Source organism: Virgibacillus sp. GM2-2 (genome assembly GCF_055329585.1).
In genome coordinates, this window is record NZ_JBUZWC010000008.1 from 115,040 (window position 1) to 135,967 (window position 20,928).

Below are 20,928 nucleotides of genomic sequence, written 5' to 3' on the forward strand. Positions count from 1 at the left end.
TATGAAACCAGTCCAATCAGCATTAAAAAAGTGGATGAATGAGAATAAAAACTTCAAAGAGAATTACATGAAAATTAGAAATGAAGTTTTAGAGGATCCTGAAATTAAAGAATTTCTATTTCTTCATCCAGAGCTTTCGAAAAAAGAAATAGACAAAAACTTAATAAAATTATACGAGTACAAGACGCAGTCAAAGCAGTGTGATAAATGCAAATCGCTTGGAAGTTGCATTAATATGTTAAATGGATACTCTCCGATTCTTAAAACAGAAAACAATGAGATCCATTTACAATATGAGAAGTGTCATAGCAGAGTTAGTGTTGAAAAACAAAAAGAACAGCAAAAGTTAATTCAAAGTCTTTATATGCCTAAGGAGATTTTGGAAGCTTCGACCGATGCAATTGAAACTGATCCTGCTAGGAAGAAAGCGTTAATGGAAATTGCTCAATTCTTAGAAAATGCAAAGTCTGGGCTTCCGCCAAGAGGATTGTACTTCTACGGTCCATTTGGGGTTGGGAAAACATACTTCCTTGGTGCAGTAGCCAATCGATTAAAGGAAGAAAAAATTTCTTCTATGATTATCTATATGCCCGAGTTTGTTCGAGAGATTAAAGCTTCACTAAAGGATGATTCGATCAATACGAAAATCGAATACTTTAAGAAAGCGGAAGTATTGATGATCGATGATATCGGAGCGGAATCACAATCTGCCTGGTTCCGTGATGAAATACTTGGTTCGATTTTACAATACCGTATGATGGAAGGTCTGCCTGTATTTTTTACTTCCAACTATAGTTTAGATCAATTGGAGGAACAGCTTGCAAAGACAAATAGGGGTGCAATTGAAACTGTAAAAGCAGGTCGAATCATTGAACGGATTAGACAAGTTAGTAAAGAGGTTCAGATTTTAGGAGAAAATCGTAGACATTCCTAGATTTTATCCGTCTCGGGTCAGTACCCATTGTCGACTTTCGCTCCGTTCAATCGCTTCTGTACAAGTACGACATAGTAATTACGTAGTTGTATTGGCTTCTAACAATTGAGGTAAGCGGACACCAAAGCCCTTATTAGGGCAAAAATAGGTTGAATGCGACTGTTACACAGGATCCGTTATCCAGTCAAAAAGTAGCAATTTATAATGTTTTTACCTAAATAAGGTATCCTATGTCCACCTAACCCATAAAACATGCCCGAAAAGTAAAAATAGCGAATTCTGTGTCCGCTACCTTGCAGTATGATCCAGGAAGAGAGACCTCGTCCAGCGTATTCTTATTGGACATAGCGGCAACTAGCCCTTTCTTATGAAAACTACCAAATAAAATTTATGGTAGTTTTTTTCTTTATTCATCTTTTCATCATTCTTTCCATATAATGTATCAGCTTGGTTTTTGTGAGGGTGAGACGTATTGCTGGATATTTATATGGAGTCAGACAAAGAAGTAATTAGTTTTTGTGAATCATTATTTCAGATCAACAAAAAGATTGAATTGCATTGGAAAACACATGACGAATGGGGGAATCACTTACAAATTCAAATTGAAGAAGTCGATGAAGCATCGCTCGATTCAATAGCAAGAGCGCTAGTGGACGTTTTTATGCTTCATCGGTTATCAGGTATGATTCGAACAGTTATTCAGGATGTTTATTATTATACAAACAGCGACGAAATCGATAAGATATTGGACTTAACTCACTGGATTATAACGGGTGGGGATGATGAAAACATAGATACAACAGGAACGGAAGACCCGGATTTATTCTTAGAATCATTGTTTATTACCATGATTAGAAACGCTTGTACCGTTCATTATGATTCGTTAGTGATGTTTCGCATCGCTCCTTTTAAAGAATTAATAAAATGTTATACTGGACTAGCCATTGACGAGTTAAAACGGGAAGAGGACCATCAATCATTTGTAAATGCATTAAGAGAATATATTTCTAAGAAGCGGGCAGTATTTCCAACTGTGTATATGATACAAGGTGAACCCTTTTCATTTTTTGACGCGAACGGTAAACGTTTTTCGAACATGGAATTACAAATGATTATGCAAAAGGAGCCGCTATATATTGTTGGGTTAGATAGCAATGAAAAAAACTTGTCTCCACTAATTGCTATGGCACCTGAGAATATAAAAATATACGGAGATAATCCTGTTGAACCGAAAACACTAACAATAATCAATGTGTTTCAAGAAAGGGTTGAATTTGAACCATTAAATAATTTTCCTTTTCCACAGTATTTAAAAAAATTGTAAGTTGGGCTTGAATTTTGTACATCAAGGCGCTATAATACTTTTTATATACTTTAATACTTATTTTGTAATGATAAGGACATGATCATTCGATCTTAGTACAGAGTAGAGAAGGAAGCCATCGGCTGAAAGCTTCCTCACGTACAACGAATGATTACCACCTTTGAACTCTACGGTTGAAATGTCGAGTAGGCTGTAGCGTATATCTGCGTTAAAGATCAATGAAGCCGTGAATGTATTTTTACGGAAATTAGGGTGGAACCACGTGACCAACGCTCGTCCCTTTGCAATTAGTGCAGAGGGATGGGCGTTTTTTAATACGGAAAAAAGGAGTGTTAACAAATGGAAAACATCGCAATCATCTTCCCAGACGGAGCTAGTAAGGAATTTCCTAAAGGAACTACTGGGGAAGAAATCGCATTCTCTATCTCACCAGGTTTAAAAAAGCAAGCTTTAGCAATAAAGTTAGACGGTAAATTGGTTGATTTGCGTCGAGAGCTTTCTGAAGGTGGGGAAATTGAAATTATTACCTACAAAAACCAAGAAGGTATTGAGGTAATGCGCCATTCAACAGCCCATTTATTGGCTCAAGCAATTAAACGCTTATACAAAAATGTAAAGTTTGGTGTTGGTCCAGTTATTGAGGAAGGTTTTTACTATGACATGGATTTGGAAGAATCAATCACACCGGATGATCTACCTAAAATCGAAAAAGAAATGCAACGCATCGTTGATGAGAATCTAGAAATTGAGCGTATAGAAGTTTCTCGAAATGAAGCGAAAAAGATGTTTCAGGATATTGGTGATGATTTAAAACTTGAATTAATTGATGCTATTCCAGAAGATGAACAAGTTACTATTTATAAACAAGGAGAGTTTTTCGACCTATGTCGAGGGGTACATGTTCCTTCTACTAGTAAAATTAAGGCATTTAAACTGCTAAGTATATCCGGTGCCTACTGGCGTGGAGATAGCAACAATCAACAATTACAACGTATTTATGGCACAGCATTTGAAAAGCCAGGTCAGCTTGAGGAATACTTGCAGTTACTAGAAGAACGAAAAGAACGTGATCACCGTAAACTTGGTAAAGAGCTTGAGATTTTTACAGTTTCACAAAAGGTAGGTCAAGGTTTACCATTATGGCTGCCTAAGGGTGCGACTATTCGTCGTAATGTTGAACGATATATTGTAGATCTTGAGGAGCGTTTGGGCTACGATCATGTATATACTCCAGTACTTGGTAGTGTAGAACTGTACAAGACTAGCGGTCACTGGGATCATTATCAAGATGATATGTTCCCAACAATGGAAATGGATAATGAGGATTTAGTTTTACGTCCAATGAACTGCCCACATCATATGATGGTTTATAAGAATCAGCTTTACAGCTATCGTCATTTGCCAGTACGGATAGCGGAACTTGGTACCATGCATCGCCATGAGATGAGTGGTGCGCTTGCTGGATTACAGCGTGTACGTGCTATGACTTTAAATGATGCACATATCTTTGCTCGCCCTGACCAATTGAAAGACGAATTTATTCGGGTTGTTGAACTGGTACAGAAGGTTTACGAAGATTTTGGTATCAACGACTATTATTTCCGTCTTTCGTACCGTGATCCAGAAGATAAGGAAAAATATATTGATAATGATGAAATGTGGGAAAAAGCACAAGCAATGTTAAAGGAAACAATGGAAGAAATGAAAGTCGATTATGTGGAAGCAGAAGGAGAAGCAGCTTTTTATGGCCCTAAGCTTGATGTACAAGTAAAAACAGCTCTAGGTAAAGATGAAACACTGTCAACTGTTCAAATTGATTATCAGCTGCCAGAGCGTTTTGATTTAACGTATATCGGAGAGGACGGAAAAGAGCATCGTCCAGTAGTTATCCATCGTGGAGTTGTTTCTACAATGGAACGCTTTGTAGCCTTCTTGCTTGAGGAATACAAAGGTGCATTTCCAACTTGGTTAGCGCCAGTTCAAGCAAAAATTATCCCTGTATCACCGAATGTTCATTTGGACTACGCGAAAAAGGTAGCCGATCAACTACGCCTACAAGGAGTTCGTGTTGAAGTTGATGAACGCGATGAGAAGATAGGTTACAAAATACGTGAAGCACAAACACAAAAAATTCCTTTTGGATTAGTAGTAGGCGACAATGAAATGGAAGAAAACGCAGTAAATGTACGTCGTTATGGTGAAAAGAATTCAGAAACAATTAGCCTGAATGAATTTGAACAATTAATTTGTGGTGAGATTAATAGCAAAGCTTTACGTAAGTAGCTCTTTTAACTTTACCTACTTTTATGCATATGCTATAGTAGTTAAAGTTAACGAACTTTTATCTATATGAGGGTTGTTTGACATAGCCCTTTTTTAATGATATAGTTTAAAAGTTGATAAAAATTAAATGATCTGAGACAAGTAGAAGCACCCGCTTCTCACCTGTTCAACGCAAAGATGCAGTTGGCTGGTTTTCTAACTTCTTTAAATAAACGATTAAAGTCGTGTGGGTGCATATAGTGTGCCCACATTTTTTATTGTCCACTTGTCAATGAAGGATCAGAAAGACTTTACACTATTATGGAGGTGGCTTTTTATTAGCAAAGATATGAATGTCAATGACAAAATTCGTGCAAGAGAAGTACGTCTTATCGATTCAAACGGTGATCAGCTTGGGGTAAAATCACGTCAAGAGGCATTAGAAATTGCTCAAACTAGAAATTTAGACTTAGTATTGGTAGCACCTAATGCAAAACCACCTGTTTGTAGAATCATGGACTATGGAAAGTATCGATATGAGCAACAAAAGAAAGAAAAAGAAGCTCGTAAAAAACAAAAAATCATTAATGTGAAAGAAGTACGTTTCACACCAGGAATTGGCGAGCATGATTTTGTTACGAAACTAAAGAATGCACGGAAGTTCCTTGAAAAAGGTGATAAGGTAAAGGCAGCTGTTCGTTTTCGTGGCCGTGCCATTACTCACAAAGAACTTGGTCAAGAAGTATTAGACCGGTTAGCTGATGAATGTAAAGATATTTCAACGGTTGAATCAAAGCCGAAAATGGAAGGTCGTAATATGTTCATTATGCTTGCACCAATAAACGAAAAATAAAGTAATGTACCAATCAAGGAGGAAAACTACATGCCTAAAATGAAAACCCACAAAGGTTCTCAAAAACGCTTTAAAAGAACTGGATCAGGAAAATTAAAACGTTCACATGCTTACACAAGCCATATGTTTGCACATAAATCACAGAAACAAAAACGTAAACTTCGCAAAACTACATTAGTTTCTGCAGGTGACTATAAGCGTATCAAAGCAATGCTTCCAAAGTAATAAAAGACAATCTATGAAATTAAACTAAACGGATATACAATGATAGTGATTTGTATTAGGAGGGAATTAATATGCCACGTGTAAAAGGTGGAACAGTAACGCGTAGACGTCGTAAACGCGTATTAAAACTAGCAAAAGGTTATTATGGTTCAAAACGCACGCTATTTAAAACAGCGAAGCAACAAGTAATGAAGTCAGGTCAATATGCTTATCGTGACCGCAGACAGAAAAAACGTGATTTCCGTAAATTATGGATTACACGTATTAATGCTGCAGCACGTATGAACGATATTTCTTACAGCAAATTAATGCACGGATTGAAGCTTGCTGGTATTGAAGTAAATCGTAAAATGTTGTCAGATTTAGCAATCAATGATGAAAAAGCTTTCGGACAACTTGTAGAAAAAGCAAAAGCTGCTGTAAAGTAACAGTAAGATTTGATTAGTTTACAGCAATAACTGAAAAGAAATAATACAAGCACAAGAAATGGTCAACTTTATGAAGTTGATCATTTTTTTGCATTGATAGGAAGACTATTGCCTACTTCAACAAAGGTTACATAAGTTGAAGGGAAATACGAAGTAGTGAAAATTTAATTTAGCGTTCTAGTAACTGCTATGTTAATTTCCGCTGCGGAAAGCGTAGTGTATTTCTGGAGTGATTATTATGCACCAGATTAGTTCGCACTTTACGGATACTGAGAGAAAACATTCACTCATTAATGAAATTAAGCCTACCTAGTAGGAAAACTATTATAAGCGGACACCAGAGACCTTATTTGAACAAAATTAGGGTAAATGGGCTTGTTCGCGGACAGAGGAAACCTTATTTAGTAAAAAAAGCCAGATTTCAACCTGTTATTACCTAAATAAGGCATCCTGTGTCCTCTAAACCCGTAAAACAGGTGTAAATAGTAAAAATAAGGGCTTCTGTGTCCGCTACGGGTCTAGGTTTAGGTGTTCATAGGCTCTACCTTTCCATAACAGTTTTTATGGATTCAGTATCAAATTATCATCGTAGGAAGAAGGCAAAAATAATGTTCCTTACACTTTATTTAGCAATTATATCCATTTTTTCATTTATTCTAATGGGAATAGATAAAAGAAGAGCAGTTAAACAAAAATGGCGCATTGCAGAATCAACCTTATGGATGACTGCGATAATTGGAGGATCACTTGGTTCACTAATCGGTATGCGTGTATTTAGGCATAAAACCAAACATCGAGCATTTACAATTGGCATACCATTTTTGTTAATTATTCAAGTCATCAGTTTAATTATTATTTTGCAATTGTCATAAAGGCTCGTCTTATGTCATATACATGTACCAAGTGGTTCGATTTACATGCTGTTACAGAATGGTGTAGGCAGGCAAAGGAGGCATGGTATGGAACTGTTTGGCAGTTATTTAATGGCGGTGGTTGAAACAGGTGGAATATTTGCACCACTATTGTTTATTAGCTTTCATTTACTTCGTCCGTTGTTTTTTCTACCAGTGGTGTTTATATGTATTTCAGGAGGAATTTTATTTGGAGCAGTCGCCGGTACAGTATATTCGATTATAGGTATTACATTATCCAGCATCGGGTTTTACGGATTTATTCGATGGATGCCAAAAACATTTAAAAAGCTTGTTTACCTAAAAGGGAAACTAATCGGAAAGCATTCAGAGTTAACAACATCTCAAGTGGCAATTCTTAGATTAGTTCCTTTCATTCATTTTCATCTGTTGTCACTTTGTTTAATTGAAATATCGCAAGGATTTAAGGATTACACGAGATCTTCATTATTATCCAATATTCCATTGGCCTTTGTTTATACCTCAATTGGAAAATGGATATCCAATTTATCCCCAACGTATATCATTATTTTATTATTAGCATTACTACCTCTTATATATTTTCTGAGAAGAAAAGAAGTTATTATAAAATGGAATGATTTTTTTCCAGTCAGAACCTAAAAAAGGAATCCATAATCGGATTCCTTTTTATAATTGTTATATCCGGCGTCAATATCATTCCATTTGGGTTAAAACTAGTTCGCTTATTGGATGTTTCCATTCAATTTTAGCGTACGGGTAGCGCAACAATATTTCTTTTTCAAGAAAATATAAATCTTCCCGCTCAAATCCTTTTAGTTCCAATGGTTCATGGACAAACACGTGAATTGTTACTACTTCAAATGCCTGATCAGTAGTACCGAGATACTTTTCCCCTTCAAAAGAACATCCTTTATACACGAATTGAAAGTTTTTCTTACTATTATCCGGTTGATCCAAAAAATAAAAATCTTCATTTGCTTTGGCAACTTGTAATTTTCTTTTTGGATTTCGATAATACTGATAAAATGTATAGACGAGAATAATAATAGAAATTATAATCAATATCCGAAACAATAGAATAATCATCTTTATCCGTCCCTTTGAGAGTTATTATTCCTTTATACGTTACAAAAGAGAAACAGGTTTCACTTTTTATTCGTTTTTCATGATACAATTTTAGTAAAACAGAAATGGGGTAACAAATTGGACTGGACAAAATTATTTTCCATGCAACAGGAACTAGATCGCCATATAGAAGAAAATCATAATGTTGATAAGACGACAATTTTTGATTCCAAGTTTCTTGCTTTGCTCGTCGAATTAGGAGAGCTCGCAAATGAAACACGGTGCTTTAAATTTTGGAGTACAAAAGCTGCAAGTGATAAAGAAACGATTCTAGAAGAATATGTTGATGGGTTACATTTTATATTATCATTAGGATTAGAAAAGGGCTATCGTTATGAATCGCGCTATAACTCTATTTCCAAAGAAGATCCTACACGTCAATTCAATCAAATGTTTAGTCTTTGTGTAAAATTTCAAGAAGAACCAAGTCTCTCAAACTACACGAATATGTTCGAGTGCTTCTTAGACTTAGGCACTGTACTTGGATTTGATGAACAGGAGATTATGGGTGCATATCATAAAAAGAATGAAAAAAATTATGTGCGACAAGAACAAGGTTACTAGTAAATGTTTTGTTATTTTTCTAAATAAAGTTATAATTGAAAGTGGATTCTACAAAAGGAGGCTATTATACATATGGCAAAATTAGATGAAACACTTACCATGTTTAAGGATTTAACCGATGCTAAAGGTATTCCCGGAAATGAAAAAGAACCAAGAGAAGTAATGGAAAAGTACATTAAACCATATGCGGATGAAGTGTACACCGACAATCTAGGTAGTTTAATTGCTAAGAAAACTGGTGACGCTAACGGTCCTAAGATTATGGTTGCGGGTCATTTGGATGAAGTTGGGTTTATGATTACACGAATTGATGATAAAGGATTTCTATACTTCCAAACAGTCGGCGGCTGGTGGGGACAAGTTATGCTTGCTCAACGTGTTACGATTATGACAAACAAAGGTGACGTAACGGGGATCATCGGTTCACAACCACCTCATGTACTATCACCTGAGGCTCGCAAAAAGCCAGTAGAAATTAAGGATATGTTCATTGATATTGGTGCATCAAGTAGAGAAGAAGCACTTGAATTTGGTGTAAAACCAGGTGACTCTGTTGTACCTTACTTTGAGTTTACCCAAATGAAAAATGAAAAAATGCTGTTAGCTAAAGCATGGGATAACCGTATTGGTTGTGCAATTGCTATTGAAGTATTAAAGCAATTAAAAGGAACAAACCATCCAAATGTTGTGTATGGTGTTGGTACTGTACAAGAAGAAGTAGGCTTACGGGGAGCTAAAACCTCAACTCATGCAATTAAGCCAGATATCGGATTTGCTGTGGACGTAGGAATTGCAGGGGACATGCCAGGTGTATCGGATAAGGATGCAGACAGTAAGTTAGGAGCAGGACCACAGATCATTTTGTATGATGCATCAATGATATCGCATAAAGGTGTTCGTGACTTTATCATTGAAACTGCTGATGATCACAATATTCCATATCAGTACGCAACAATTGCTGGTGGTGGAACAGATTCAGGCTCCATTCATTTAACTGCAAATGGCGTTCCATCATTATCTATTACTGTTGCAACACGTTACATTCATTCTCATGCAGCGATTTTACACAGAGACGATTTTGACAATGCTGTAAAATTGATTGTAGAAACAATTAAAAAATTAGACAGTAATAAAGTCAACGAGATTGTATTATCATAAATAAAAAAACAGTAGCCGAAAATTGGCTACTGTTTTTTATCCCCTTTTATCGGGTCCCCTTGATAAAACTATCCAAATATGCAATTCGCGCAACTATCATTCACAGGGTGGAACAAGGGGCTGACTGGATGAAATTTCACTTTATGCTAAATAACTGTTCATTACTTTTTTAACATAGTTTTGTGTTTCTTCATATGGTGGTATACCTTGGTATTTGTCAACATTACCAGGTCCAGCATTATATGCTGCAAGCGCTAATTCAATATTCCCGTTGTAACGGTCCAGCATTTGGCTTAAGTATTTTGTCCCGCCTTTAATGTTTTCAGATGGATTAAGAGGGTTCGATACCCCAAGTCCTTTAGCAGTCAGAGGCATTAATTGCATCAACCCAAGTGCACCGGCATTGCTTCGTGCGTTTGCTTGATAACCCGATTCTGCTTTTATAACAGAATGAATTAATTTTTCATCTATTCCATATTTGTTTGCATATTGTGTTATTAACGCATTAAATTGTGTTGGTGCTGTTGTACTATCCGTTGTACTAACAGGATTGTATGTATTGATAAATGGAGGACTTTGAACATTATTATATAATTGAAAAGCTTGTTGTTTTGATTCTGCTTGCTGTATTTTATTTTGTAGTAATTGTTTAAATGCCAAGTCTACTAAAGGAGAATTATACGACATAGAGTCATTGCCTGAAGACATAATCGACATCGCTTGAAATTTAATTAGATTCTGCAAATCTTTTACTTCCATAAATAAGATTCTCCTTTCACTATAGTATCTATTTTATCCGTAATGGTTAATAGATGCAATAAGATTTTAGCCCACATTAAGAGGCAATAAAATTACAGTTAAAAAAGTAAATCAGGATTTTCCGAGTGTTTTTTAACTATGTATTCAATTTGATCAGCTATTCAGTAGGGAAAGTGAAAATTCCGTACCAGTGAAGTGACACATTACAATACTTGTGGATTTACTCCAGCTTCCTCTAAGACAGATTGATAGAAGGTGTCTTTGCCAATACATAAAATCCGATCACAAACACGCATAATCTCATCCATATCATGCGACGTGAATAGTATCATTGTCCCGTTCTCTTGAGCAACTTTTTTCAAATACGTTCCAATTTCATTCTTAGACTTTAAGTCGATTCCGACGGTCGGCTCATCCAACAACAAAAGCTCAGGATCTTGAATAAGGCTTATAGCAATGTTTAATTTCCGCTGCATCCCACCAGATAAGCTCTTTACTGGCTCTTCCCATTTTTCTAATTTCATATCTAGACATAATTGATGTAGCTCCTCGGTAGATTTGTTATTCGAGCAAAGCTTTTCAAAAAAGCGCATATTTTCTTTTACCGTTAAATCTTCCCATATAGCTATTTCTTGGGGAACAAATCCAATTTTCTTTCTAACACCTTTGATGTCTTTAGTGTATAGGAACGATTCCAAAGAAATGGAACCACTACTAGGTACAGAGAGTGTTGCTAACATTTTCAGCAAGGTAGATTTTCCAGCCCCATTTTCACCAACCAGTCCGACTATTTCACCACGATTTAGGCTGAATGATATATTGTTAACGATGTTGTTTTTCCCGTAAGACTTCGAAAGTGATGACACGCTAAGCATGGTATCGCTCCTTTCTTCTATACCAAATAGTAATAGCTATAAGTAAAAATAGTGGCCAAAAATTTAAGATATCACCTGTTAACAAAGGGTTTAGTGGGTTAATTAATTGAATCCATGGCAAGTTAGCAGTAAACCCGTCAGTTGGTAGTATTGCACCACTTCCAATCATGGCAAGTAGTGAAATCGCAAAACATACAACGTAGTAACGAAATATATTGTTGTACAATAAAGAAAGTAAAAATCCGCCCAATAGAAGCGTGAATCGATAAATTAATAATCCAATAAGAAACGATAAATTGACTTCCAAATTATAAATAGATTGAAAAACAAACACTGTTATAGCGTCCAATATAATCATAATCACACTATAAATGAGCAAGCTTAGTATCAGGAAGCTTTTGAATCGTACACGCATAAATGCAAACCTTGGCAAGACAGGTGACTGATGTTCTTTTACAACCCAGTCAAAGAGTAGAAGAGTAGATAGCAAGCTAAACACACCCCAAATCCCCCATATGTTCCATAAGCGAAAGGTTTCTGTTGATTGTTGATCTACCTTTGTAAAGGAAAAAGAGGTGTTTAATAAATTTTCATCTTTCTGGATTTCTTTACTCTTTGCAATAATTTGCTCCCAGGTCCAACCCTTATCAGATTGATAAGAAGCAGCAAGTTCTTTGATAATAAGAGCTGTTTTAGAGCGACCTGTTTCCTGTTGGACGTATGAAATAATCAATTCTTTGACAGGTGTATATGCGAATGATTGCTTAGTTTGATAACTCGTAATAATATCATTTCGCTTACCAGCTTGAACCTGAGATGAAAATCCTTCTTCAATTACAAAAACACTGTCTAATTCATGCTTCTTTAACTGATATAGTGCAACATCTTCTGGTAGTTTACTAATTGTAATAAAGGAAGTAGACGAAATTTCATTTACTAATTCCTGTGTTATATCGCTATTTTCCTTCGTTACTATACCTACGGGAATCTTGCTATCTTCTTGGACGGTAGTGATAAGGGAGGTAGTACCAATCGATGCAAGTAACGGTAACATTAGCCAGAAAAGTATACTAAACCAATGCTTTTTCATATGTAAGAGTCGTGCCTCTAGTATGTTTTTCATCGTGAAACACGCTCCTTCCATAAACTAATCCCGCCAAAGATAAATACACCAATAACTCCGAAAGACAGAAGCGGAATGTAGTCGACATAAACCCTATTATTCACGATTATTTCCTGTAGCCAATAAAGTGTTTGATGTGAAAAAACGTATGGTAAAACATCTTGGAAATAGTATGGAAAATAAAGGCTAGGTACAATAGCTCCACTCAGTAATAAACAAACACCTATGTAAAAAGAGTGGATTAGTAGACGAAGTCTTGCAGCACGTATCATAACTTCAATAATAGCTAAGCCAATTAAAAATATAAAACTATATATAAGGAACAGCAATCCAATTTTGACGTAATCGCTAGCATATAATTCGTTTTCAAAATATGTAAAAAAACAAAGTAACGGTATAAGGATTAATACCATTGAGCCAACTATTGAAATGATGATTTTAGCAATAATTTGTTGAGAATGGGTAACATTATACAGCCGCATACGACTCATCATTCGATTGCTTTCCTCTTTTGAAAGAATTGAATAAAATGACAGTAACCATACTGACAGAACAATGAATATTCCAGCGAGACCATAGTATTTGTACGTGGAATTCGTAACGTGGTTTGTTAATGTTTCTTCATCAAGAATTTTATCTTTTCCCAACGTGTAGAAAACAAAATCTGTAAACTGCTTGTACAGAAAGTCATTCCGTGTTTGATCATCCATAGGTAATTTTTTTGCGTAGTAATTCATGGTCAATATATTAGCTTGTGCAGATTTTATATGTCTTGAGACACTTTCAATTAACTCTTTTACTAAGTAACTATCTAATGGTTTATTAGGATTTCCTACGATGTTTACTGTTACGGAATTACCATTATATAAATCGCTAGTGAAACGAGTCGGAAAAATAATATATGCACTTAGGTCATTGTTTTCCAGTTTCTTTTCGGCTTTTTCATCTGTCATAACATTTATTTCAATAAAATTACTTAACTGAGACGACTCTTCTAATAGCTTAACAACCATTTTAGTTTCTTCTGATTGATCTTTGTCCACCAATCCAACTTGGATGACAGAATGATCTTCTGGGGTAAAAAAAGTAACAATACTATAAGCTGTTAATCCAACGAGAACAATAGGAAACAGAAAAAGCAGAGGAAGTGTAGCCCACTTCCTCTGCAATTGTTTACCATTATTTTTTATAAACAGATATATGTGATGAAAGAAAATCATTGTTCATGCACCCGTTTCTTAGAATCCGTTAAGATTTCCGCCCATAACTCCCATTAACCATTGTTGAAATTGTGGAGCTACTTCCATTTGGAAATATTGCGCTATCTCATTTACACTCATTCCACCAATATCCTTAACTTCAGGATCTTCTGGAACTTCTACTTGTTTAATTAATTTTGCTTCTTTACCAATTTCTAGGCTGACCATGTTCTCTGGCATGCCTGGAACTTGCAGGTCTAGCGTATTTTCAGAATTCATGCTGTCTTCCTTGTAAGTTGCATTACCAGTCCAATGTAGACTTCCTTGATCTTGACCTGTCTTCAAGGTAAATACTCGTTCAAAATCTCGTTTACCGTCAGTTAATGTAGAGGATCCTTCGTAAGTAAATTCACCGTCACCAGTAACTAGTTTAATAGTATCCTCTGCTTTGTTGTCCTTCCATGATAGATCGCCAGATATAGTCATGGTTGATTCTTGATCATTTTCAACGCTTGCAAATTCGTAGTTAAATGTTTGATTCGTTTTTCCAAGCATTTGTGTACCATTAATCTTAAGTGTTATCAACTGATCCTCTGACGGTCCCATTGTAATAGAAAAATCACGTTTTACGATTAGGTCATCGTTCACCCAAATTGTTGATGTAAATCCATCTGGAATTTGGAATGTTTCTAGTGCTTTAATACCTTCTTTTAAGCCAGTTTCAAATTCTTCTACCATCTTATCGATATCGTTTTGAAGTGATGGAGAGAGGTTCGAACTAGAAACTCCTGCTCCAAGCGATGACACGGCAAGCTGTTCACGAATAATTTCTTTTAGTCGCTTATCGTCTTTCATTTTTTCCATCGTTGTTACTAACAAATCTTTGAACTGTTTTTCAGTTAAATGAAATGTAATTTTTTCTGCATCAACTGATTCACCATTTACTTTTACAGATTCATTTGTTGCTTTGAATGCATCTTCTGGAAGATTATTATAAATCATTTCTAGGTATTCTTTCTTTAAGTACTCAGCATCTTCTTCAGACAATAGCTTTGTATTGTTAAAAAATGTATTGAAATCTACCTTCTCTTCACCTGTGTAAATTGTTGGGTCGATCTCATGTAGAAGCTTACCTACATCGCCTTCTTTAATTTGCAGCAGTTCTTGAAGAAAAGGAAGCTCGACTAACAATTTTTTTGATGTTAGATAAACGTTTAATCCTTCTATCTTGATGCCGCCAAATTCGCCACTTATCTTCGTAGCCATTTTCTTTTCTTTCCGGTCAATTGCATTATTAATGGTCACCGTTGAATTGTTAATAATTTGGGCAGGCCCGAATGCATTTAAGCTTGCAGACGGATCATTAAATGTTCCTGCTAACTCAAGAGTAGTTTCTGTTGGATTTTCTTGAACTTTCTCTTGCCATTCTAGTTCTGGTTCGAAACGATTTTCCATCTGTTCAGTAACTGCTTCTATGCTATTTTTTTCTGCCAAGAAATATTTCTGTTTATCAGACATATTTAAAAATACAAAAGCAGCAACGCTTCCACCAACTACTAATAATGCTGTTATAATGAAGATTAAGAATTTTTTAGAAGTGCCTTTTTTACCGTTGTTGCTTGAAACGTATTCATCCATGTAACAAAACCTCTTCCTTTTCTTAATTAGGGTGTAATGATATGTATGATAAGACTACTTATTGAATTACAACCTTTTCTATAAATTCATTTTACCTTGCAATAAAAAATAGTCAATATGTTCCATAACCAGGGAGAAATTAATTAGTTCTTAAGACCTTAAAATATCTTAAATTAAAGATAATAAACAGTGATTAATTACCTATATAAATGGAAATATATGTATTTTATTTTTCTTTATTATTTATTTTACTGAAAAGTGTCGAAAAAAAAAGAAAGTAACAGGACTTTATAGCTATTTTTTATTAGAAAAGCGCAAGCGCCTGTTCAGCAACGTACAAACTGGAGCACTTCGAAATGAGATAAAGGAAACACGGTGAGGAACGAACCGATGTTGACTTATCACAGTGGAGGAGTGTGAAGTTTGCTAGTTGCTGGGCGCTGGAGCTAGACAGACTTTCGAGATATTTCTTAATTACACAAAAAAAGATAGATGCTTGTTTGTGGCATCTATCCTTTTACATTATTCTGTAGTAATATTTTTTACACCTTGTTCTAATGCATCGATCATTTCCTTCTTTTCATCATCATTTGATTCTTTCCAAATGAGTTCGAATAAGACGCCTAGACCAGGAAGCATTTTTTCTTCTCCGTTTTGGATGGCATCCACAATTGTTGCCTCAAGTTGTTCTTGATTATTTGTAGCTATATTACTTAATATTGCTTTTCGAAGATTCAAATCCATAATTTTCACTCCTCAAATAGTTTTAACTATAAATAGTTTGACCTACATAGTTTGAAATATGTATGATAACTGTATAATTAATAGGGCTTATTTTGTGAAATTTGTTCCTCAAATATCCGCCACAGACATCATGTGGTCACATAGCAGTTTGTTAAAAACAACAATCTTTTGGAAAAAAACAATTAAAGGTGCGATTGTATGATAACTTCAGTTCAGAATGCCCAGGTGAAAAAGTGGGCAAAATTAAAAATGAAAAAATTCCGCGTGAATTCAGGGCTATTCCTAGTTGAAGGGGAACATCTTGTCCTAGAAGCTGCTACTAGTGATTGGGAGATCGAAGAAATAATCGTGGAGGACGGCTATGCTATAACAAACAATCTTGAAGAATATAGCTGTACGATTGTTTCAGATAATGTGTTTCAACATATTACCGATACAAAAACACCGCAAGGCATTGCTGCAGTTATAAAGATGAAAGAGCCTGCTTGGTTAGAGGCTGAAAAGGTTCTTTTAATCGATTCCATTCAAGATCCAGGCAACCTTGGTACGATAATTCGAACAGCAGATGCGGTAGGATTTGATGCAGTAGTAATTGGTGATCATTCAGTCGATCTTTTTAACGAGAAAGTGATTCGGGCAACCCAAGGATCACTATTCCATATTCCTGTGTTTCAACGTGAGTTGTCCAAAAAAATATTACGTTTGCAAGAAGAAGGTTTTTCAATTTGGGCAACCTCATTAGAAAATGCAAAGCCCTTTAAGGAAATACCTTTGGATAAAAAGGTTGCTTTATTAGTCGGAAATGAAGGAAATGGTGTTAATCAAGTATTAATAGACCTTGCTGATCATAATGTTATGATTCCGATTCATGGTAAAGCAGAATCGCTAAATGTAAGTATTGCAACGGGTATATTAATGTATCATATTAAAGGGTAGCACTTGCAACAATCTCACATATTATCTATAATAAAAACAAATTATAAACGTAAGCAATGAAAGAGCGCATAATCAATGCATAAATAGAAAAGGGAAGAGATGCCATGGACTGAAAGCATTTCTACTATTTAATTGAAAATGTTTCACTCTGGAGCTGGCACTTAGACCTTGTACTACTCAAGTAAAGGTGTCCCGGATTTGATCCGTTATCAGGCAAGAGTTGGGCAGTTTTTTTATTGCCAACAAGGGTGGTACCGCGAATAACAACCTCGTCCCTTTATAGGACGGGGTTTTTTATATGGAAAAAGGAGGATAACCAAATGAAAGAGGAGCTTGAATCACTTCAACAAGACGCTTTAGAAAAGGTTAAAGAAGTGAACGAATTGAAAGAACTGCAAGAAGTTCGTGTGGCCTATTTAGGGAAGAAAGGATCATTAACAGGAGTGTTACGCGGAATGGGCAAACTTTCGAAAGAAGAACGTCCAGTTGTAGGTGAAATTGCCAATCGTGTACGCGAAACCATTACGGCGGCACTAGATGAAAAGAGTAATTTATTACAGGAACAGGCACTTGAAGAGCAGTTAGCATCTGAAACAATTGATGTAACACTTCCTGGCCGTCCGGTAAATGTTGGTGGTGCACACCTACTAACATCAATTGTGGAAGAAATTGAAGATTTATTTATCGGTATGGGTTATGAAGTAAGAGAAGGCCCAGAGGTAGAAACCGATTATTTTAATTTTGAAGCATTGAACTTACCTAAGGATCATCCGGCTCGTGATATGCAGGATTCATTTTATATTACAAATGAACTGTTATTGCGTACACATACATCACCTGTGCAAGCACGTACAATGCGGGAATTGAATGGAAGTAAACCAGTAAGAATGATCTGTCCAGGAAAAGTGTATCGTCGGGATACCGATGACGCGACACATTCGCATCAATTTACACAAATTGAAGGACTATTCGTTGATAAACATGTTCGAATGAGTGATTTAAAAGGAACACTAGATGTATTTGCTAAGAAATTATTTGGCGCAGATCGAAAAATTCGATTACGTCCTAGCTTTTTCCCTTTTACCGAGCCATCTGTGGAAATGGACATTTCATGTAAGGTTTGTAATGGTGAGGGATGTTCAGTTTGTAAACAAACAGGTTGGATTGAAATTTTAGGAGCAGGTATGGTTCATCCAAAAGTGTTAGAAATGGCTGGCTATGATTCATCTGTGTACTCAGGATTCGCATTTGGGATGGGGCCAGATCGAATTGCCATGTTGAAATATGGAATAGATGATATCCGCCAATTTTACACAAATGATAAACGATTCTTAAAGCAATACCATCAGGCTTAAAGGAGGGAGTAGTAAGAAATGTTAGTATCACTAAATTGGTTAAGAAATTATATCGACATTGGCGATATTAGCCCAGATGACTTAGCAGAAAAAATTACGAAGTCAGGCATTGAGGTTGAAGGAATTGAATATGTCGCTGAAAAAAGCGAAAATGTTGTGGTTGGATATGTTAAAGAATGCGAGCAGCATCCAAACGCCGACAAATTAAACCTTTGTCAGGTAGATGTTGGAGATGAAACATTACAAATTATATGTGGTGCACCGAATATTAAACAAGGTCAAAAGGTCGCTGTAGCAAAACCAAAAGCGGTTTTACCTGGTAATTTTAAAATTAAAAAGGTAAAACTCCGAGGAATTGAATCAAACGGTATGATTTGTTCCTTACAGGAATTAGGAATTGCTGAAAAATATGTACCGAAAGATGTAGCAGATGGAATCTTTGTCTTTCCTGATGAAGTAGAAGTCGGGCAAGACGTAACTTCCTTACTAAATCTAGACGATGCAATTCTTGAATTGGGATTAACACCGAACAGAGCAGATTGTTTAAGTATGATGGGTGTAGTCTATGAAGTTGGTGCGATACTTGATAAGCCGATTAACTTACCAGAAGAATCGTATGTATCAGCAAATGAACAAACAAGCGACTACGTCTCAGTTAAGGTTGATGAGGAGAGGTTAGCCCCGTATTATGGAGCGTTTGTTGTAAAAAATATTACCGTTAAGCCTTCACCGCTATGGATGCGAAATTACTTAATGGCGGCTGGAATTCGTCCAATTAACAACGTTGTAGATATAACAAACTATGTGTTACTTGAATATGGCCAACCGCTACATGCATTTGATTATGATCGATTAAATTCAAAAGAAATTTTGGTAAGAAATGCGAAAGACGAGGAGACAATCGTTACATTAGATGAGCAAGAACGGCAATTATCCAGTGATCATGTAGTTATAACAAATGGTTCAGAACCGGTAGCACTAGCTGGGGTTATGGGTGGAGCCAATACGGAAGTCCATGAAGGAACAACGACTTTATTATTAGAGGCAGCCTATTTTAACCCTACATCAGTTCGAAAAACGGTAAAGGATACAGGACTTCGTAGTGAATCAAGCACACGTTTTGAAAAAGGGGTAGATCCGAGCCGAGTAAAACGGGCAGGAATCCGAGCATGTCAACTTTTTGAAAAGTATGCTGATGGGGTAGTTTTGGCAAACCCTGTTGAGTTTAATGAATTAAGCACAGAAGAAAAAGTAGTAATTATAAATACAGATGAAATCAATAAGAGACTTGGTACGGAAATTGAGCACAAGGAAATTGGGGATATTTTACGAAAACTTCGCTTCGCTTATGAAGAAGAGCAGAATCAATTTCAAGTGACTGTGCCAACTCGCAGAGGGGATATCACTATTTTTGAAGATATGCTGGAGGAAGTAGCCCGTATCTATGGATATGATCTGTTACCTTTCACGCTTCCATCTGGATCTGGTCAAGCAGGAGCGCTAACAAGTAACCAGAAACTAAAACGTGACATAAAAGGTTTTTTACAGGGTGCAGGCTTAATGGAAACAATCACCTATTCGTTGACAAGAGAGGAATATGTCAACAGCTTTATTAGTCCAGAAATAAATGATGCTGTTAAGCCAGTAAAGCTTGCCATGCCAATGAGCGAGGATCATAGTCATTTACGACTAAGTGCTGTTCCAGAATTACTCCATACAGTTGCATATAACAATGCAAGGAACCAAACAGATATTGCTTATTATGAACTTGGATCAGTATTTATTTCAAATGAACAAGTGTTGCAAAACCAACCGGATGAGCAACTCCGTTTAGCTGGAGCTATTTCTGGTCTTTGGCAGGAACATCAATGGCAACAAGAAAAAAAGCCAGTTGATTTTTATGTTGTAAAAGGAATTATCGAAGGATTATTTACTTTCTTAGACATTCCTGTAACATTTAAACAGTCCAAGTTAGCTGACTTACATCCAGGCCGTTGTGCAACGGTTCAACTTGGTGATCAAGTGATAGGTTACGTTGGTCAAGTGCATCCTCGTTTAGAAAAGAAAATGGACTTGAACGAAACGTATATCTTTGATCTGAATTTAGACGTTGTTTTAGACAAGTATTCACATGTTCCTAGTTATAAGGAACAATCTAAATATCCATCGATAGGACGAGACATAGCATTTGTAATGGATGATAAAATCCATGCAGGTGATGTGCAAAAAGTGATTGAAGAAGTCGGTCAACCATTAGTTAAAAAGGTTCATATCTTTGATGTGTACTCGGGTGAGCATTTACCTGAAGGTGAGAAGTCTATCGCATACAGCTTACTGTATCAGGAAGATACACGTACATTAAAGGATGACGAAGTAGAAGAATCATACCAAGCGATTATTGAAGCTGTTAAAGAACAATTTGGTGCGTATGTAAGGTCTTAAAATGATTGTTGGGAGCACCGCTACGGAAAAACATTACGCTTTCCGCGGGCAACGCTTCAGCCTCCTCGGAAGAAAACCACTTCCTTGAAAA

Annotated in this window: 20 protein-coding genes and 2 other annotated features; of the genes, 13 read left to right on the top strand and 7 right to left on the bottom strand. The window is 36.1% G+C overall.

Translation table 11 applies throughout. The annotated features are described in order from the left end of the window. Position 1: 1 nt before the first annotated feature. From dnaI to ACY9Z2_RS11535, 8 genes are all read left to right on the top strand, one after another. Positions 2-934, top strand: coding sequence for a primosomal protein DnaI (gene dnaI, locus ACY9Z2_RS11500; RefSeq protein ID WP_463609783.1), 933 nt, complete (start codon positions 2-4; stop codon positions 932-934). 472 nt (positions 935-1,406) lie between these two features. After that, complete coding sequence (gene ytxC, locus ACY9Z2_RS11505) at positions 1,407-2,258, top strand: sporulation protein YtxC (protein ID WP_463609784.1); 852 nt, start codon at positions 1,407-1,409, stop codon at positions 2,256-2,258. A 58-nt stretch (positions 2,259-2,316) separates the two neighbouring features. Continuing rightward, positions 2,317-2,542, top strand: a binding site (T-box leader). 55 nt (positions 2,543-2,597) lie between these two features. Further along, positions 2,598-4,541: a threonine--tRNA ligase gene (gene thrS, locus ACY9Z2_RS11510; protein ID WP_463609785.1), complete on the top strand. Its 1,944-nt coding sequence runs from the start codon at positions 2,598-2,600 to the stop codon at positions 4,539-4,541. A gap of 133 nt (positions 4,542-4,674) precedes the next feature. After that, positions 4,675-4,804: a sequence feature (ribosomal protein L20 leader region), on the top strand. A gap of 65 nt (positions 4,805-4,869) precedes the next feature. Beyond that, positions 4,870-5,373 (top strand): translation initiation factor IF-3, encoded by a 504-nt coding sequence (infC, locus tag ACY9Z2_RS11515; RefSeq protein WP_463609805.1) that lies wholly within the window; start codon positions 4,870-4,872, stop codon positions 5,371-5,373. A gap of 30 nt (positions 5,374-5,403) precedes the next feature. Then, complete coding sequence (gene rpmI, locus ACY9Z2_RS11520) at positions 5,404-5,598, top strand: 50S ribosomal protein L35 (RefSeq protein ID WP_463609786.1); 195 nt, start codon at positions 5,404-5,406, stop codon at positions 5,596-5,598. Positions 5,599-5,669: 71 nt separating this feature from the next. Then, the gene (rplT, locus tag ACY9Z2_RS11525) at positions 5,670-6,026 is read left to right on the top strand and encodes a 50S ribosomal protein L20 (RefSeq protein ID WP_463609787.1); all 357 of its coding nucleotides are present in this window, start codon (positions 5,670-5,672) and stop codon (positions 6,024-6,026) included. 563 nt (positions 6,027-6,589) lie between these two features. Further along, a complete protein-coding gene (locus ACY9Z2_RS11530; protein WP_463609788.1) occupies positions 6,590-6,898 on the top strand; it encodes a DUF1294 domain-containing protein in 309 nt (102 codons plus the stop codon). Between the two features lie 87 nt (positions 6,899-6,985). Then, on the top strand, positions 6,986-7,558 hold the full coding sequence (locus ACY9Z2_RS11535) for a TVP38/TMEM64 family protein (RefSeq protein ID WP_463609789.1): 573 nt from the start codon (positions 6,986-6,988) through the stop codon (positions 7,556-7,558). Between the two features lie 54 nt (positions 7,559-7,612). Here the strand turns inward: ACY9Z2_RS11535 and ACY9Z2_RS11540 are convergent, their stop codons facing one another. Then, positions 7,613-8,005, bottom strand: a complete 393-nt coding sequence (locus ACY9Z2_RS11540) for a sigma-w pathway protein ysdB (RefSeq protein WP_463609790.1) — start codon at positions 8,003-8,005, stop codon at positions 7,613-7,615. Between the two features lie 117 nt (positions 8,006-8,122). Between ACY9Z2_RS11540 and ACY9Z2_RS11545 the strand changes: the two genes are divergently transcribed. Next, the gene (locus tag ACY9Z2_RS11545) at positions 8,123-8,608 is read left to right on the top strand and encodes a dUTP diphosphatase (protein ID WP_463609791.1); all 486 of its coding nucleotides are present in this window, start codon (positions 8,123-8,125) and stop codon (positions 8,606-8,608) included. A 72-nt stretch (positions 8,609-8,680) separates the two neighbouring features. Beyond that, complete coding sequence (locus ACY9Z2_RS11550; RefSeq protein WP_463609792.1) at positions 8,681-9,766, top strand: M42 family metallopeptidase; 1,086 nt, start codon at positions 8,681-8,683, stop codon at positions 9,764-9,766. Positions 9,767-9,907: 141 nt separating this feature from the next. Here ACY9Z2_RS11550 and ACY9Z2_RS11555 read toward each other — a convergent pair whose 3' ends face one another. From ACY9Z2_RS11555 to sspI, 6 genes are all read right to left on the bottom strand, one after another. Further along, positions 9,908-10,525, bottom strand: coding sequence for a lytic transglycosylase domain-containing protein (locus ACY9Z2_RS11555; RefSeq protein WP_463609793.1), 618 nt, complete (start codon positions 10,523-10,525; stop codon positions 9,908-9,910). Positions 10,526-10,728: 203 nt separating this feature from the next. Continuing rightward, positions 10,729-11,400 carry an ABC transporter ATP-binding protein gene (locus ACY9Z2_RS11560; protein ID WP_463609794.1) on the bottom strand — a complete coding sequence of 224 codons (672 nt, stop codon included), beginning with the start codon at positions 11,398-11,400 and terminating at the stop codon, positions 10,729-10,731. Beyond that, positions 11,393-12,523 carry an ABC transporter permease gene (locus ACY9Z2_RS11565; RefSeq protein ID WP_463609795.1) on the bottom strand — a complete coding sequence of 377 codons (1,131 nt, stop codon included), beginning with the start codon at positions 12,521-12,523 and terminating at the stop codon, positions 11,393-11,395. Before ACY9Z2_RS11565 ends, ACY9Z2_RS11560 begins: the two co-directional genes overlap by 8 nt. Next, positions 12,520-13,743 carry an ABC transporter permease gene (locus tag ACY9Z2_RS11570; RefSeq protein ID WP_463609796.1) on the bottom strand — a complete coding sequence of 408 codons (1,224 nt, stop codon included), beginning with the start codon at positions 13,741-13,743 and terminating at the stop codon, positions 12,520-12,522. Before ACY9Z2_RS11570 ends, ACY9Z2_RS11565 begins: the two co-directional genes overlap by 4 nt. An 18-nt stretch (positions 13,744-13,761) precedes the next feature. Continuing rightward, a complete protein-coding gene (locus ACY9Z2_RS11575) occupies positions 13,762-15,360 on the bottom strand; it encodes a hypothetical protein (RefSeq protein ID WP_463609797.1) in 1,599 nt (532 codons plus the stop codon). A gap of 522 nt (positions 15,361-15,882) precedes the next feature. Continuing rightward, positions 15,883-16,104, bottom strand: coding sequence for a small acid-soluble spore protein SspI (sspI, locus tag ACY9Z2_RS11580; protein WP_463609798.1), 222 nt, complete (start codon positions 16,102-16,104; stop codon positions 15,883-15,885). Positions 16,105-16,302: 198 nt separating this feature from the next. Between sspI and ACY9Z2_RS11585 the strand changes: the two genes are divergently transcribed. The 3 genes from ACY9Z2_RS11585 (at position 16,303) to pheT (ending at position 20,837) form a co-directional block, all read left to right on the top strand. Continuing rightward, positions 16,303-17,040: a TrmH family RNA methyltransferase gene (locus tag ACY9Z2_RS11585; protein ID WP_463609799.1), complete on the top strand. Its 738-nt coding sequence runs from the start codon at positions 16,303-16,305 to the stop codon at positions 17,038-17,040. A gap of 320 nt (positions 17,041-17,360) precedes the next feature. Further along, a complete protein-coding gene (pheS, locus tag ACY9Z2_RS11590; RefSeq protein WP_463609800.1) occupies positions 17,361-18,395 on the top strand; it encodes a phenylalanine--tRNA ligase subunit alpha in 1,035 nt (344 codons plus the stop codon). Positions 18,396-18,413: 18 nt separating this feature from the next. Continuing rightward, the gene (gene pheT, locus ACY9Z2_RS11595; protein ID WP_463609801.1) at positions 18,414-20,837 is read left to right on the top strand and encodes a phenylalanine--tRNA ligase subunit beta; all 2,424 of its coding nucleotides are present in this window, start codon (positions 18,414-18,416) and stop codon (positions 20,835-20,837) included. Positions 20,838-20,928: the final 91 nt, after the last annotated feature.